The sequence below is a fragment of the Microbacterium barkeri genome (assembly GCF_027921765.1).
Lineage (GTDB): Bacteria > Actinomycetota > Actinomycetes > Actinomycetales > Microbacteriaceae > Microbacterium > Microbacterium barkeri.
In genome coordinates this window covers 80,103-94,642 of the sequence record NZ_BSEJ01000002.1, presented here as the reverse complement: position 1 = coordinate 94,642, position 14,540 = coordinate 80,103, and the positions used below count along the sequence as shown (strand labels likewise).

Below are 14,540 nucleotides of genomic sequence, written 5' to 3'. Positions count from 1 at the left end.
CTGGACGCATGCTCGAGGAGGAATACCAGAAGCGCCGACGCCTGCCGCTGCACCTGCAGCGTCGGCCCGCCCCCGAGCGCCCGTTCTCGTACGAGATCCGCCCCGCCGAGATGCGCGACATCGAGGACATCCGCGAGATCTACAACTACTACGTGACGAACTCGGTCGTGACGTTCGACGAGAAGAAATGGACGCATCGGCAGTGGAAGGAGAAGTTCCTCCACCTGCAGAAGCTCGACCTCCCCTTCCTCGTCGCCGTCGCGCCGACCGGGCAGGTGCTGGGCTATGCGCTCGTGTCGCCGTGGTCGGGCAAGTCGTCGTACCGGTACACGGTCGAGAACTCCATCTACCTCGGGCACGCCGCGACGGGCAAGGGCCTCGGCACCGCGCTCCTGGCCGCCCTCATCGAGGCGTGCGAGGAGAAGGGGCTCCGTCAGATCGTCGCGGTGATCAGCGACAAGGGCGCCGAGGGGTCGCTCGCGCTGCACGAGCGCTTCGGCTTCGAGGAGGTCGGGCGGATGGGCAAGGTCGGCTTCAAGTTCGACCGCTGGCTCGGCACGGTGTACCTCCAGAAGTCGCTCACGCCGAAGCGGAAGCGCGGCGTGCTCTCGCGGGTCTTCGGCTCGGACGACTGACCGTCGTCAGGGCGCGATCGCGGTCCGCGGCGCGACGCTCGCGGGCTGCGCGAGGAGGAGCGCGAGGTGCTCGAGGCCCATCGCGGGCGCGACGAGCCGCTCCCACGGGTACCGCGTCCGCGTGGACGCGAGGAACGCGACCGCCTCGCGCAGGTGGCGGGGCTCGGAGCCGAGCACGCCGGTGATCGCGAGCCCGCGGCGGACGACGCGGTCCAGGTCGAAAGGGACCGCGGCGGATGTCGCGCCTGCGCGCGCGAGGACGAGCCGGCCGCCGATCGCGAGCGCCGCGAGCGCGCCCGAGGCCGCCTCGGCCGCTCCCGAGAGCTGCCACGCGAGATCCGCCTCGCCCGGGCGATCCCGCGGCCCCGCGACCGCCGTCGCGCCGAAGGCGAGCGCGAGCGAGCGGCGCGACGCGTCGGTATCGAGGACGACCACCTCGGACGCCCCGCTCTCCCGGGCGACCGCCGTCGCCGTGAGGCCGAGCATCCCCGCGCCGCAGACGAGGACGCGCAGGCCCGTGAGGTCGCCCGACGCCTCGCGCACGGCCATCGCGGTCGCCGTGGCGCCGCCCGCGGGCGCCGCGACGGCATCGCACAGCTCGTCCGGCACCCGCTCCACGGTCGCTCCGGACGGGAGGAGGATGTGCCGGGCGTAGGCGCCCGAGAGCGGCCACGGGCCGTCGATGGGCTCGCGCCCGATCTCGCGCAGCTTGCGGCAGCGCGCGACCCGTCCGTGTCGGCAGCGGTCGCACATCCCGCATCCGACGGACGGCGCCCAGACGACCCGATCGCCCTCGGTCGCCGGTGCGCCGACTCCGGCGGCGACGACGCGTCCGACCGCCTCGTGGCCGAGCACGGCAGCGGGTGCGCGGTGCGCGTCCGATGCGGTGCGGCGGTCGTCGCCGCTGACGGTCGCGAGGTCGATCTCGACGACGAGCTCGCCGGGCCGCGGCGCGGGCACCGGCAGCTCCTCGATCCGGATGCCGTCGGCGCCCCGCCACACGGCGGCGAGGGTCGTGGGCGCGGCGCTCACAGCGTGGCCGCGGCGGTCGTCGCGGGGCTGCGGTGCGGTCCGGCTGCGGCGCGCTCGATCGACATGGGGCGAGCCTGACGCGCGCGCGTGAACGGACGGCAAACGGATGGCGACCGCCCCGTGCCGCGGGCGCGTGCGGATGCCCCGTGCCGCGTCAGGCGCGCGGCTGGTCGATCGTCGGGATGGCCGCGAGCAGCCGCCGCGTGTAGTCCTCGCGCGGGAAGAGGAGCACCTGCGGGGTCGGCCCGTGCTCGACGACGCGGCCGTCCTTCATGACGACGACCGTGTCGCAGAGGTTCTGCACGACGCCGATGTCGTGCGAGACGAGCACGAGGGTCATCCGCTCGCGCGCGCGCAGGTCGGCGAGGAGCGCGAGGATCTGCGCCCGCACCGTGACGTCGAGCGCCGACAGCGGCTCGTCGCCCACGAGCGTCTCCGGGCGGTGGACGATGGCCCTGGCGAGGGCGATGCGCTGACGCTGGCCCCCGGAGAACTCGTGCGGGTAGCGGTCGGCCATGTCGGGCTCGAGGCCGACCTGCGCGAGCACCTCGCGGACGCGCGCCGCGCGGTCTCCCGGGATGCCGAGCGCCCACAGCGGCTCCTCGACGATGCGCGCGACCGTCATGCGGGGGTCGAGCGAGGCGTACGGGTCCTGGAAGACGATGCCCGTCGCGCGCCGCAGCCCGTGCAGCGCCCGCGCCGGGGCGCGGGCGTCGACCGGCCGGCCGTCGTACTCCACGGTGCCCGCCGTCGGGACGTCGAGCCCGAGCAGCAGGCGCACGAGCGTGGATTTGCCCGACCCGGACTCTCCGATGATCCCGACGGCCTCGCCGCGGCGGATGTCGAGGTCGGTCGGGTGCAGCGCGACGGTCTCGCGCCGCCGCTCGAAGAGCGTCGTGCGCGGATGGAGGTGCCGCCGCTCGAGCGCGCGCGCTCGCAGGAGGATGTCAGCCACGGCCATCCGCCCCCTTCGCCGAGCCGTCATCTCGCGGGGCGTGCTCCGCGCCCGCGGGTCGCCAGAGCGTCGCGGTCGCGTCGCGCAGGAGGCCCTGCGTGACGGGGTGCTGCGGCGCCGTGAGCAGCCGCGACACGGGCGCATCCTCGACGACGCGGCCGTCCTCGAGCACGACGCCGTGGGTCGCGACCTGCGACAGCACCGCGAGATCGTGCGTGATGAACACGAGCGACATCCCGTCGTCCGCGACGAGCGACAGGAGCAGGCGCAGCACCTCGGCCTGGATCGTGACGTCGAGGGCCGTCGTGGGCTCGTCGGCGATGAGCAGCCGCGGGCGGCATGCGAGCGCCATGGCGAGCGCGACCCGCTGGCGCTGCCCGCCCGAGAGCTGATGCGGGTAGCGGGCGACGATGCGCTCGGGGTCGGGCAGCGCGACGCGACGGGCCTCGGCGACGGCGATCTCCGCGGCCTCGCGCCGGGAGACGTCGCGGTGGATGCGCACGGCCTCCGAGATCTGGCGCCCCACGGTGCGGATCGGGTTGAGCGCGGTCTGCGGCTCCTGGAAGACCATGCCGATCTCGTCGCCCCGCAGCCGCGCCATCTCGCGGTCGGGGATGCCGAGGATCTCGGCGCCCTGCCAGCGGACGCTGCCGCTCGCGGTGGCGGCCGCGGGCAGGAGGCCCAGGATCGCGAGCGCCGTGAGCGACTTGCCCGATCCGGACTCGCCGATGAGCCCGAGCCGCGCGCCGTCGGGCACGGCGAACGAGACGTCGTCGACGACGCGGCGACCGCCGATCTCGATCGTGAGGCCCGAGACCTCGAGGCTCATGAGACCACCACCGGCTGATGCGCCTGCGGCTTGGCCTCGCCGCGGCGCAGGGTCGGGTCGGTCGCCTCGCGCAGGGCGTCGCCGAGGAGGTTCAGCGCGAGCACGGTGACCGTGATCGCGAGTCCCGGCCACAGCACCGAGAGCGGGTGCAGCGAGATGTAGCGCTGCATGTCGCCGAGGAGCAGACCCCAGCTCGGCTCGGTGACCGGGGCGCCGAAGCCGAGGTACGACAGCCCCGCCTCCGCCAGCACGGCAGCCGCCATCGACCACGACAGCTGCACGATGAACACCGGCAGCACGTTCGGGAGGAGGTGGCGCGTGAGCGTCTGCACGGTCGTGAGCCCCGACGCGCGCGCCGCGAGCACGAAGTCGCTGCGCTGCACGCGGCGCAGCTCGGCGCGGGCGACCCGCGCGATGTTCACGCCGAACCCGATGCCGACCGACCACACGACGATCCACAGCGACGCACCCCACACGGCCGACAGCATCATGGCGATGAGGAGCACGGGGAAGGCGATGAGGATGTCGACGAGCACCGCCACGGCCTCGCGCACGGGCCGCGCGGTGAGGGCGCCGAGCGCGGCGAGCAGCACGCCGACGGCCGTCGCCACCGCGCCCGCGCCCGCCGCGACGAGCACGGTCGTGCGCGCGCCGACCATGAGCAGGCTGAGGATGTCGCGCCCGTTCGCGTCGCCGCCGAGGAGGTGCGGCCATCCGGGGCCCGTCCAGCGCGCCGCGAGGTCGACCGTGCGCGGATCGAACGGGGTCCAGAGCAGCGACACGAGGGCGACGACGCCGATCACGGCGACCGCGACGAGGCCGAATCGCCCCGTCCCCGTGCGCCACAGGCGCGAGAGCACGCGCGCGGGTGTCATGCGGCCTCCCTCTGCCGGGGGTCGATCACACGGTGCACGATGTCGACCGCGAACCCGATCGCGAGCACGAAGCCCGTGAGGACGAGCAGCTCGCCCTGCACCTTCACGAGGTCGCGCGCGCCGACATCCGCCACGAGCATCCGCCCGATGCCGGGGAGATTGAACACCTGCTCGATGACGACAGCGCCGACGACGATGCCGGCGATCTGCAGGCCGAGCACCGTGATGATCGACAGGCCGACCGACGGCAGGCCGTGTCGGACGAGCGCCTGGGTGCGCGTGAGCCCCTTCGCCGCCGCCGTGCGCACGTGGTCCTCGCCGAGCGCCTGCAGCGTCGCGCTGCGCACGAAGCGGAGGAGGAGCGCGCCCTCGACGACGCCCACCGTGAGGGCGGGCAGCGTGAGCGCTCTCAGCGCGGCGGCCGGGTCGGACCAGCCCGCGCGCGGGAATCCCTGCGCGGGCAGCCAGCCCAGCGTGATCGCGAAGACGACGACGAGCATCATCCCGGCCCAGACGACGGGAACCGCGGCGAGCAGCTGCGCGACGACGCTGATCGAGGTGCCGACGGGGCGCCCGCGGCGGATGGCCGACAGGACGCCGAACGGGACGGCGATCGCGAGGGCGATGGCGAGCGAGAGCACGCCGAGCGGCACCGTCACCTGCGCCTTCGACGCGAGCTCGTCGGCGACCGGGGTGCCGGTCAGGAGCGACCGGCCCAGGTCGCCGCGCAGGATCCCGCCGATCCAGTCGGCGTACTGCACGAGGACGGGCCGGTCGAGGCCGAGGCGCTCGCGGATCGCCGCCACCTGGCCGGGGCTGCCCTCGGTGCCCGCGACGAGCTGTGCCACGTCGCCCGGCAGCACGCGCAGCGTCGCGAAGACGAGCGCGCTCGCGACGAGCAGCCCGAGCGCCAGCAGCGCGAGCCTCGTCAGCGTGTACCGGAGCACCGGCGGAGGGACCTCAGTCGGCCAGCGTCACGGACGCGAGGTCGAGGCGGGAGTTGATCGAGTCGACGGGGAAGCCCGCGACGCCCGGCCCCACCGCGACGATCGTCTCGCCCGTGTAGAGCCAGTCGGCGGCGTGGTCTTCGGCGACGATACGCGCGGCCTGCGCGAGCAGATCGGCGGACTCGTCCGGATCGATCGCGGCGATCGCCTGCGCGTAGAGCTCCTGGACCTCGGCGCTGTCGTAGTGGAAGTAGTAGTCGGGGTTCGCCCACGCTCCGAAGTCGCGCGGCTCGACGTGGTTCACGAAGCTCAGCTGGTAGTCGCCGTTCGTGTAGACGTCCTGCAGCCACGTCGAGAACTCGACGGGGTTCACGGTCAGCTCGACCCCGACGTCGTGGAACGCCGAGACGAGGAACGTCGACGCCGTCGTGCCGTAGAACGCGGGGATCGTGAGCTCGAGCTCGAGATCCTCCTGGCCGGCCTCCGCGAGGAGCTGCCGTGCGCGGTCGGGGTCGAAGGGCGCCACGTCGGACAGGTCCTCGTAGCCCGGGTCGAGCTCGGGGATCGGGCCGTACTGGGTCACGCCGGCGCCCACGGCCTCGACGAGGGCGTCGTGGTCGATCGCGAGGCGCAGGGCCTCCCGCACGCGCGCGTCGTCGAGCGGCGCCTCGGCGCTGTTGAACGCGAGCACGTACTTGTCCGTGGTCCGACCGGTCGTGAGCGTGAAGCCGTTCGCGCCGTCGAGCTGCGGCGCGAGCTGGGGGTCGACGGCCGTGAGCACGTCGAGCGAGCCGTCGAGTGCCGCGTTCACGCCCGCGGTGAAGTCCGGGATGTAGCTCGCGACGACCTCGGCCACGCCCGCGGCCTCGCCCCAGTACTCGTCGAAGCGCTCCAGCACGATGCTCTCGCCCTGGTTCCACTCCGCGAGGGTGAACGGGCCGGTGCCGTTCGCGTCGCTCTGGAGGTCGGTCTCGTCGCCCTCGTCGAACACGAGGCCGGCGGGGCCCGTGAGCGTGAAGAGGAGGTTCTGGTTCGGCTCCGTCAGCTCGACGACGACGGTGCGGTCGTCGGGAGCGGTCACGGACATGACGTTCGCGAGGTCGTCGTGGCCGACGACGGACTCGTCGGAGACGACCTCCTCGAGCGACGCGACGGCATCCTGCGCGGTGAGCTCGCCGCCGTCGTGGAAGACGACCCCCTCCTCGAGCGTGAAGGTGTAGACGAGGCCGTCCTCCGACATCTCCCAGGAGCTCGCGAGCGCGGGCACGATCTCGTTCTCCTGCGTGCGGGTCACGAGGCCCTCGTACACGTTGTCGACGAGGATCTGCTCGAGCGCGGCGCCCGAGGTGCGGCGGATGTCGAGGTTCGTCGGCTCGAGGACGAGGCCCACGCGCAGACTCGCGTCGGGGTTGGGCTCGCCCGCGGGAGCGTCGGAGGGCGACGTCTGCCCGCCGCCGGCGCAGCCGGCGAGGAGCACGGCGGGCACGAGGAGCGCTGCGGCGGACGCCGGGCGCGCGGGGATGCGGATCATGCTGTCTGCCGTCCTTCCGGTGCGGCGCCCGCCGAGGCGGCGAGACGCGCGATGAGGGATGCGAGGTCGGCGAAGGCGACCTCCTGCACGTTGTGAGGGGCGTCGAGCGCGACGACGTCGGCGCCCGTGCGCCGGGCGAACTCGTCGGCGTCACCTGACGTGACGAACCCGGTGGTGCCGCGCACGAGGGCGATCGGGGCGGTCACGCCGGCGAGATCCTCCCACCCGCTCTCGGGCGCAGCGGCGGGGGAGGGCGTCCCCGAGGACATGAGCTGGGCGAAGTGGTGGCGCCACTCCACCCGGCCGTCCTCGCGCACGCGGGAGTTGAGGAGGACGCCCCGCTCGGCCTGCGCGCGCGAGCCGCCGAGGCCGAACGCGAGCGCGCGCTCGACGAGCTCGTCGCGAGACGCGAAGACCGTCTCCTCGTAGAAGCGGCGGAGCATCGCCGGTCCGGCCGAGGTGTCGACGCCCGGCGTGATGTCGACGATGGCGAGGCGCGCGATGAGGTCGGGCCGTCGCGACGCCACGGCGGCCGCAGTGAGCCCGCCGAGGGACTGCCCGACGAGGACGACGGGAGCGTCCGCCCACGCCTCGATGCCGCGCACGACGTCATCGGCGATCGTGCGGGCGCGGTAGTCCGCGTCGGCGCGCCACGACGAGTGCCCGTGGCCGGGAAGGTCGATCGCGAGCGCGGGGAGGCCGAGCGCGATCACGGTCTGGTCCCACGTGTGGGCGTTGAGGCCGGCCCCGTGGAGGAGCACGATCCTCGGGCGTCCCTCGCCGTACGCGAGAGCGCTGAGAGCGCGTCCGTCGGGAAGGAGGAGACGCTCGCGTCGGCCGATCGGGGCGGGGCGCCCCTGAGCGGCGGCCTGCTCCGGCAGGAACGAGAACTCGTCGAACGCGTCGTCGGCGGGGGATGCCGCGTTCGCGGGGGCGATGCTCACAGGACTCCTCGATGGGGACGCCGAGCGGGACGCACGGGAGGGCTCCCGACGCCTCCATTCTGGCGAGGTCGAGGCCCGCCCGGGAAATCGCGGATCGAACTGCTCGTCGCGCAGCGGCAGATCTGAGCATAAGGTACGGAGCGGGCGGGTGGCGCTGCGCGATCTGCCGCCGAGTCGGGTCCGCCTCCGCGCACTAGGGTCGAAGCATGACTGAGCAGCGCGTGCATCTGTCCAAGTCGGCGATCGAGGCCTACAAGGCGCTCGACGCGTTCTCGCAGACCGTCGGCCGCATCGCGCGCGAGTACGGCGTCGACGACCGGCTCAAGGAGCTCGTGCTCCTGCACTGCTCGCAGCTCAACGGCTGCGCCTACTGCGTCCGCGTGCACGTGGATCGGGCCGTCGCCGCGGGGCTCACGGTCGACGAGATCGCGCAGATCGCGGTGTGGCGCGAGTCGGGCGTCTTCTCCGAGCGCGAGCGCGCGGCCCTCGAGCTCGCCGAGGCGCACACGTTCATCCACCGTGCCGGCATCCCCGATGACCTGTACGACCGGGTCGGCGCGGTGCTCAGCGAGCAGGAGTACGTCGCCGTCAGCTGGCTCAGCGTCTCGATCAACGCGTTCAACCGCATCACCGTCGCCGGACGCTACCCCGTGCCGCCCCGCCCCGCGGAGGGCTGACCGTGCTGAGGTAAGGCAACCCTTCGCGCGGTGTAGACTGGCGTCGTCATGGAGAGCATCGAGACGACCCAGGAGCACGGCGACAAGGTCTGCCGTGCGTCGCGTCACGCGCGCGTGCAGCACCTCATCACGGCCGACGAGCGCTCGCTCGTCGACCTCGAGACGCTCGTCGCGACGCTGCCGATCTGCTCGACGGGCCGCATCTTCATCGAGGTCCCCGACGCGTCGTGGATCGGCGAGATCGCCGCACCCGCCCGGATGGTCGTGACCTGGCTCGACCGCTCCCGGCGTTCGGGCGCACCCGGCACCGGACGCGCGTGCGCACCCGGCCAGGCGCTGTCCCGTGCGGTCACCGCGTGGGCCGACGAGATGATGTGCGCCGGCGACGACTCGACGCGCGTCGTGCTGCTCGGCGGCTTCCTCGGCACGGCCGACATCGTCGACCACCTGACGGGATCCCTCGGGACCCCGGCGGAGGCCATCCACGTGCCCGACGCCTTCGCGAGCCTCATCCGCTGACGTAGCCGCCCGCTTCCAGCCCGGCCTCGATCTCGAAGCGATTGCGCAGCGGGTTCCGTCCCGCGAGCAGGTACAGCGCGGGCATGAGCACGCCGTAGCGGCGCCACTGCCGCAGGTGCACGGCCTCGTGCCGCAGGAGCCGGGTCGACACGCTGCGGTCGCCGGTCAGGAAGCACCCGCCCACGCACACGCCGCCGCGGGCGAAGGTCCATGCGGGCATCCCGCGGAAGACGAGAAGGCCCTCGCGGCGCTCGACGCGCCCGCGGCTCCACAGCGTGCCCCACAGCCATCCGAGCGCCGTCGCAGCCGCGCAGCCGATCGCGCTCACGGGGGAGTCGAGCAGCCATCGCGGGATGCGGGCGTCGATGCGCCGCCCGTGCTCGACCCGCAGTGCGGCGATCTCGCGCCAGTGGGCGGGAGCGGGATCGGCCGGGAAGCTGATGCGCATGACGCCATCCTGCCGCAGTCCGGGCGGGCGAGGGGCGGATGCCGCACGCGGGTCAGCGGAAGCGCGTGCGCAGCAGGGCGCCGGCGACCTCGATCTCGACGAGCGCTCCCTGCTCGACAGGGAACGCCGAGCGCGGCGCTCCCGTCATCACGACGTCGCCCGGCCCGAGCTCGATCCAGTGCGCGACGTACGCAAGGCAGTCCGCCACGGGCGCCGGGAGCTCGTGGGTGCCGGTCCGGACGCGCTCCACCCCGTCGATGCGGACGGCGAGGTCGACCTTCTCGAGGTCGATCGCGGTCTCGATCCACGGCCCGAGCGGGGTGTAGCCTGCTCCGCCCTTGACCTCGAAGTTGCGCGGATCGAAGCGGTCGGGGCTCGAGACGTCGTTGACGGCGGTCACGCCGAGCACGTACGACGCCGCGTTCTCGGGTGTGAGACCGGCCGTGCTCCGCCCGATCACGACGGCGACCTCGCCCTCGATCACGGGGCGCCCGGCGTCGCGCCGCAGGGCGACCTCGGCGCCGCTCGCGACGACCGTGCGCGGGCTCTTGAGCCACGCGCCGACCGGTCCGCCCGGGTCCGCGGGCTGCGCGATCCCCACGACGACGCGGGGGTCGACGGGCGCCAGGAACACGGGGGAGTCGACGGGAGCGCCGAGCGGAACCGGCGCCGCGCCCGAGGCGAAGGCCGCGAACGGGTCGGACACGGGCTGCCAGCGCTCCCCGTCCGGCACCGCGTGCACGGCGCCGGACGAGGAGGCGATGCGGGCGATCCTCATCGCGCGTCGGCGATGACCACCGACACGAGGCCGGTGTCCTTCTCGTCGGTCGAGACGCGGACCGCGTCCTGGATGCGCAGGAGGTCGCGGCTGCGGGTCTCCGGGATGAGGAAGGTCGATGCCGTCGTGATCGCCGCGAGCGTGGCGAGGTAGAGGCCCATGACGACCCAGTTGCCGCCGGTCAGCGTGAGCAGCCACGTGCCGAGCACTCCCGCGAGGCCGCCTGCGAGCACCGCGGAGATCTCGCGCGCCATCGCGACGCCGAGGTACCGGTGGCGGTTGCCGAACATCTCGGGCAGGAGCGCGCACTGCGGGCCGAGCATCGAGGCGACGGCGACGCCGATGCCGATCGCGATGACGGCCACCGTGAGAACCGGGTCGCCGAGCGAGAGCATCCACCACGCGGGGAACGCGAAGAGCAGCATGAAGACGGCGCCGAAGCGGTACACCGGGCGACGGCCGAACCGGTCGGACAGCCAGCCGGTGAGCGGGACCGAGAAGATGCCGATGAGCGAGCCGATCGTCACGCCCCACGTCGCGATGCCGCGGTCGACGGGGTTCGCGATGAACGTGCCGGCGACGAACGCGAGCGCGACGTTCTGGAAGATGTACGAGCCGCCGTTCTCGGCCATCCGCAGGCCGATGCCCGTGATGACGCCCGGCATCCCGGTCGTGAAGATGTCGCGGAAGGGGTGCGCGGCGACCTGCTCGTGCTTCTCGAGCTCGACGAAGGTCGGCGTCTCGCGCAGCCGCATGCGGATGAACAGCGCGATGAGGATGAGGAGGAACGAGGCGAGGAACGGCACGCGCCATCCCCAGGCGAGGAACGCGTCCTCGGGCATGAGCGACAGCCCGGAGAAGACGAGGGCCGCGAGGAGCGTTCCCGCCTGGATGCCGATGAACGGCAGCGCCGCGAAGAACCCGCGCTGGCGCACCGGCGCGTACTCCGCCATGAGCACCGTGGCGCCGGCCTGCTCGGCTCCCGCGCCGAAGCCCTGCAGGAGGCGCATGACCACGAGCAGCGCGGCTGCCCACACGCCCACGACCTCGTAGGTCGGCAGGAGGCCGATGGCCGTCGATGCGCCGCCCATGAGGAGGATCGTCACGACGAGGACCCACTTGCGGCCGAGCCGGTCGCCGATCGTCCCGAAGAAGAACCCGCCGAACGGGCGCGCGACGAAGCCCACGCCGTAGACCGCGAACGCGCCGATCACGCCCATCGCGGGATCGGCGGGGTCGAAGAACAGGCGGTTGAAGACGAGGGCCGTCATCAGGCCGTACAGCGCGAAGTCGAAGTACTCCAGCGCGCTGCCGACGCTCGAGGCGAGGGTGGCGCGCCGGAGGTTCGCGGCGTACTCGGGATCGTCGTACGGGGTCTTGGGGGCAGTCGGGGCTGCTGTGCTCACGTCATCTCCTTCGATGAGGGCGCTCGCGGGAGCGCGAGACGTGACCACCGTACCACAGATGGAACGGTGTGCAACAGGTTGAACGCTCAGTCCGAGCTGGAGCCTCGGACGGCGAGCGGGTTCGTCAGGAGCGACGCCGCCGCGAGCAGCGCCTCGCCGACCTCGGCGACCCGCTCGGGAGTCGTCGCGTCGGCGGGCAGCGCCGCGCCCATGGCGAGCGGCGGGTCGCTCGGATTCCACGGCGACAGGGGCACGGCGACGCCCGTGATGCCCGCGAACGACCCGCTCTCGTCGAGCGCATAGCCGCGCTCCCGCGCCTCCGCGAGGAGCGCGAGGAGGGCGTCGAGGCTCGTGACGCTGCGCTCGGTCACGGCCGCGAACGCCGAGGGCGGCAGCTGGCGGGCGACGTCCTCGTCGTCGAGGGTCATGAGGATGGCCCTGCCGGTCGCGCTCTGCGCGGCCGGCAGGCGCGAGCCGAGGGGCGTGCCGAGGCGGTGCGGAGCGCGCCCCTCGTGGCGAGCGAGGTAGAGCACGTCGGCTCCGTCGAGCATGGCGATCTGCACGACCTCCCGGTGCAGCACCTCGGAGGCCGCGCAGATCGCGAAGAACTCGCGCACCTGGTTGAACTGCAGTGCGAACGCCCCGCCGAGCTCGGCGGTGCGCCGACCGAGCCGGAAGCCGCGCGCGTCGCGCTCGATCATGCCGCCCTCCTCGAGCGCCGCGCAGAGGTTCGCGGCGGAGGACTTCGCGATGCCGACCGCTCTGGCCAGCTCGCTGAGCGTCATCGGCGCTCCGCCGGAGTCGGCCAGCGCCGTGAGGATGCGCAGGGCGCGCGTGACGGCCGGCGCCGGGTCTCGATCGGGGGCAGTGGACATGGCGCTCCTTCGCGATGCCGGCGCTCGCGCGACCGGCCTAGTAGAACTCGACGGTGTCCACCACGTTACGCAGGGGCTCGCCGTCGAGCAGGCGACGCGCGTTGTCCGCGAAGAGGCGCATGATGCGCGCGTCCTCCTGCGTCGACAGCGCCGCGGTGTGCGGGCTCACGAGAACGCGCGGATGGTCCCACAGCGGGCTCCGGTCGGGAAGCGGCTCCACCTCGAACACGTCGAGCGCCGCGTACGACACCCGGCCGTCGTCGAGGGCGGCGAGAAGCGCCGCCTCGTCGATGACGCTGCCGCGCCCGACGTTGGTCACGATCACGCCCGGCTTGACCGCGCGGAGCACGTCCTCGCCGATGAGGTGCTCGGTCTGCGCGGTGCCGGGCAGGGTGACGACGATCGCGTCGACCTCGCCGACCGCGGATGCGAGCTCGTCCACGGGGACGATGCGCTCGACGCCGTCGACAGGGCGGCCCGATCGGCTCGTTCCCCACACCCGCGCGCCGAAGGCGGCGAACCGCGAGACGACGGCCTTGCCGATGCCGCCCAGGCCCACGACGAGCACGGTCATCTCGTCGAGGTGGCGCATCGTCCAGCGGTCGTCCCACGCGTGCTCGCGCTGCGCCTGCTGCAGGCGGGGAAGCTCCTTGGCGCCCGCGAGCACGCCGAAGACGGCGAACTCCGCGAGGGTCGAGCCGTGCACGCCCGCGCTCGTCGTGAAGACGACCCGGTCGAGCTCCTCCTCGGTGAGGCCCGCGGCCTTGACCTGGGCGCCGCCGCCGGCTGCCATGACGTGCACCCAGCGGAGCCGCGGATTCGCGCGCACCGTGCGGGCGAGGGCCGCCGGGTCGGTGTCGGGGATCGAGAAGAGGATGTCGGCCGAGTCGACGAGCGCGTCGAACGCCTCCTGCTCGGCGGGCGAGCGGACGTGGGCGGGGTCCCCGCCCCAGTCCGCGGGCCACCGCATGGGGCGGCACAGGCTCGGATCGCGGACGATCTCGAGTCGCGGCTCGCGCCGCTCGAGCTCGCGGCAGAGCTGCTCCGACAGGTCGGTGGCGATGACGGCGCGCAGCCGTCCGGTGCTTTCGGTCATGACCATCCTCTTCGATGTGGGGTGGTGCCAGCATACCGGCTCGGCCAAAGTTCTGTACGACGTTCCATATTCTGGCCAAAACCCGTAGAGTCGGAGCATGACCGATGACGCTCATCCTCCTCTCCGCGTCGGCGTCGTGGGCCTCGGCGCGATGGGCCTGCCGATGGCCGAGCACCTCCTGGAGGCGCACGGCGCGCTCGCGATCACGGGCCGCACGCGCCGCCATCCGTCTCTCGAGAGCGCCGGCGCGACCTGGTGCGAGACGCCGCGCGCCCTCGCCGAGCGCAGCGACGCCGTGCTCGCGATGGTGCCCGACCTTCCCGAGCTCGAGGGCCTGCTCGAGGGCGACGACGGCCTGCTCGCGGGCGTCGCGCATCCCCTCCTCCTGCTCATCGGCTCGACGTCGTCGGCCACGCGCGTGCGCGCTCTGGCTGCGGACCTCGCGGAGAGGACGGATGGCCGGGTGCGGGTGGTCGACTGCCCCGTGTCGGGCGGGGAGGACGGTGCGAGGGCGGGGACGCTCTCGATCATGATGGGCGGCGACGAGGCCGACGCCGCGCTCGCGGCGCGCGTGCTCGGTCCCTGCGGGACGCCCGTGCGCCTCGGTCCGCTCGGAGCGGGGGAGGTCGCCAAGTCGTGCAATCAGCTCGTCGTGTCGGCGACGATGCTCGCGCTCGCCGAGGCCACCGTGCTCGCCGAGCGCAGCGGGATCGACCCCGGGCAGCTGTGGGAGCTGCTCGGCGGCGGCTACGCGGGATCGAACCTGCTCCGCAGCCGGCGCGACAAGCTCGTGGCCCGCGACTACAGCCCCTCCGGAGTCGCGAAGTACATGGTGAAGGACCTCGCGTTCGCGGACGACGTGGCAGCGGAGACGCGCACGCACCCCGTGCTGCTTCCGGCGCTGCGCGCCGCGTTCGACGAGCTCGTCGAACGCGGCCTCGGGGACGACGATCTCGTCGTGACGCGGCGCCTCGTCGAGGAGCGCTGACCCGG

General features: G+C 73.3%; 16 protein-coding genes. 4 read left to right on the top strand and 12 right to left on the bottom strand.

Annotation, left to right across the window (positions count from 1 at the left end; genetic code table 11):
• Positions 1-8: 8 nt before the first annotated feature.
• Entirely contained in the window at positions 9-635 is a 627-nt protein-coding gene (locus PKE79_RS03515) for a GNAT family N-acetyltransferase (protein ID WP_271172281.1), read from the top strand.
• Positions 636-641: 6 nt separating this feature from the next.
• Here PKE79_RS03515 and PKE79_RS03510 read toward each other — a convergent pair whose 3' ends face one another.
• The 7 genes from PKE79_RS03510 to PKE79_RS03480 form a co-directional block, all read right to left on the bottom strand.
• Positions 642-1,667 carry an alcohol dehydrogenase catalytic domain-containing protein gene (locus tag PKE79_RS03510; protein WP_271172280.1) on the bottom strand — a complete coding sequence of 342 codons (1,026 nt, stop codon included), beginning with the start codon at positions 1,665-1,667 and terminating at the stop codon, positions 642-644.
• Between the two features lie 154 nt (positions 1,668-1,821).
• Positions 1,822-2,628: an ATP-binding cassette domain-containing protein gene (locus PKE79_RS03505; RefSeq protein WP_271172279.1), complete on the bottom strand. Its 807-nt coding sequence runs from the start codon at positions 2,626-2,628 to the stop codon at positions 1,822-1,824.
• Positions 2,615-3,451 (bottom strand): ABC transporter ATP-binding protein, encoded by an 837-nt coding sequence (locus PKE79_RS03500; protein ID WP_271172278.1) that lies wholly within the window; start codon positions 3,449-3,451, stop codon positions 2,615-2,617. The genes PKE79_RS03505 and PKE79_RS03500 overlap by 14 nt, the downstream gene beginning before the upstream one ends.
• Complete coding sequence (locus PKE79_RS03495; RefSeq protein WP_271172277.1) at positions 3,448-4,326, bottom strand: ABC transporter permease; 879 nt, start codon at positions 4,324-4,326, stop codon at positions 3,448-3,450. Before PKE79_RS03495 ends, PKE79_RS03500 begins: the two co-directional genes overlap by 4 nt.
• Positions 4,323-5,273, bottom strand: coding sequence for an ABC transporter permease (locus PKE79_RS03490; RefSeq protein ID WP_271172276.1), 951 nt, complete (start codon positions 5,271-5,273; stop codon positions 4,323-4,325). The genes PKE79_RS03495 and PKE79_RS03490 overlap by 4 nt, the downstream gene beginning before the upstream one ends.
• Positions 5,274-5,286: 13 nt before the next feature.
• Positions 5,287-6,804 (bottom strand): ABC transporter substrate-binding protein, encoded by a 1,518-nt coding sequence (locus tag PKE79_RS03485; protein ID WP_271172275.1) that lies wholly within the window; start codon positions 6,802-6,804, stop codon positions 5,287-5,289.
• Positions 6,801-7,748, bottom strand: coding sequence for an alpha/beta hydrolase (locus tag PKE79_RS03480; protein WP_271172274.1), 948 nt, complete (start codon positions 7,746-7,748; stop codon positions 6,801-6,803). The genes PKE79_RS03485 and PKE79_RS03480 overlap by 4 nt, the downstream gene beginning before the upstream one ends.
• Positions 7,749-7,954: 206 nt before the next feature.
• Between PKE79_RS03480 and PKE79_RS03475 the strand changes: the two genes are divergently transcribed.
• Together PKE79_RS03475 and PKE79_RS03470 are read left to right on the top strand one after the other, a co-directional pair.
• On the top strand, positions 7,955-8,425 hold the full coding sequence (locus PKE79_RS03475; protein ID WP_271172273.1) for a carboxymuconolactone decarboxylase family protein: 471 nt from the start codon (positions 7,955-7,957) through the stop codon (positions 8,423-8,425).
• A gap of 48 nt (positions 8,426-8,473) precedes the next feature.
• Positions 8,474-8,944, top strand: coding sequence for an SIP domain-containing protein (locus PKE79_RS03470; RefSeq protein ID WP_271172272.1), 471 nt, complete (start codon positions 8,474-8,476; stop codon positions 8,942-8,944).
• Here PKE79_RS03470 and PKE79_RS03465 read toward each other — a convergent pair.
• The 5 genes from PKE79_RS03465 to PKE79_RS03445 all read right to left on the bottom strand — a co-directional run bounded on the left by PKE79_RS03465 (position 8,934) and on the right by PKE79_RS03445 (position 13,547).
• Positions 8,934-9,392, bottom strand: coding sequence for a Fe-S oxidoreductase (locus tag PKE79_RS03465; RefSeq protein ID WP_271172271.1), 459 nt, complete (start codon positions 9,390-9,392; stop codon positions 8,934-8,936). The genes PKE79_RS03470 and PKE79_RS03465 overlap by 11 nt on opposite strands.
• A gap of 52 nt (positions 9,393-9,444) precedes the next feature.
• Positions 9,445-10,170: a fumarylacetoacetate hydrolase family protein gene (locus PKE79_RS03460; protein WP_271172270.1), complete on the bottom strand. Its 726-nt coding sequence runs from the start codon at positions 10,168-10,170 to the stop codon at positions 9,445-9,447.
• On the bottom strand, positions 10,167-11,576 hold the full coding sequence (locus tag PKE79_RS03455) for an MFS transporter (protein WP_271172269.1): 1,410 nt from the start codon (positions 11,574-11,576) through the stop codon (positions 10,167-10,169). Before PKE79_RS03455 ends, PKE79_RS03460 begins: the two co-directional genes overlap by 4 nt.
• Positions 11,577-11,662: 86 nt before the next feature.
• Entirely contained in the window at positions 11,663-12,451 is a 789-nt protein-coding gene (locus PKE79_RS03450; RefSeq protein WP_271172268.1) for an IclR family transcriptional regulator, read from the bottom strand.
• A 37-nt stretch (positions 12,452-12,488) separates the two neighbouring features.
• A complete protein-coding gene (locus PKE79_RS03445; protein ID WP_271172267.1) occupies positions 12,489-13,547 on the bottom strand; it encodes a D-2-hydroxyacid dehydrogenase in 1,059 nt (352 codons plus the stop codon).
• Between the two features lie 97 nt (positions 13,548-13,644).
• Between PKE79_RS03445 and PKE79_RS03440 the strand changes: the two genes are divergently transcribed.
• Positions 13,645-14,535 carry an NAD(P)-dependent oxidoreductase gene (locus tag PKE79_RS03440; protein ID WP_271172266.1) on the top strand — a complete coding sequence of 297 codons (891 nt, stop codon included), beginning with the start codon at positions 13,645-13,647 and terminating at the stop codon, positions 14,533-14,535.
• Positions 14,536-14,540: the final 5 nt, after the last annotated feature.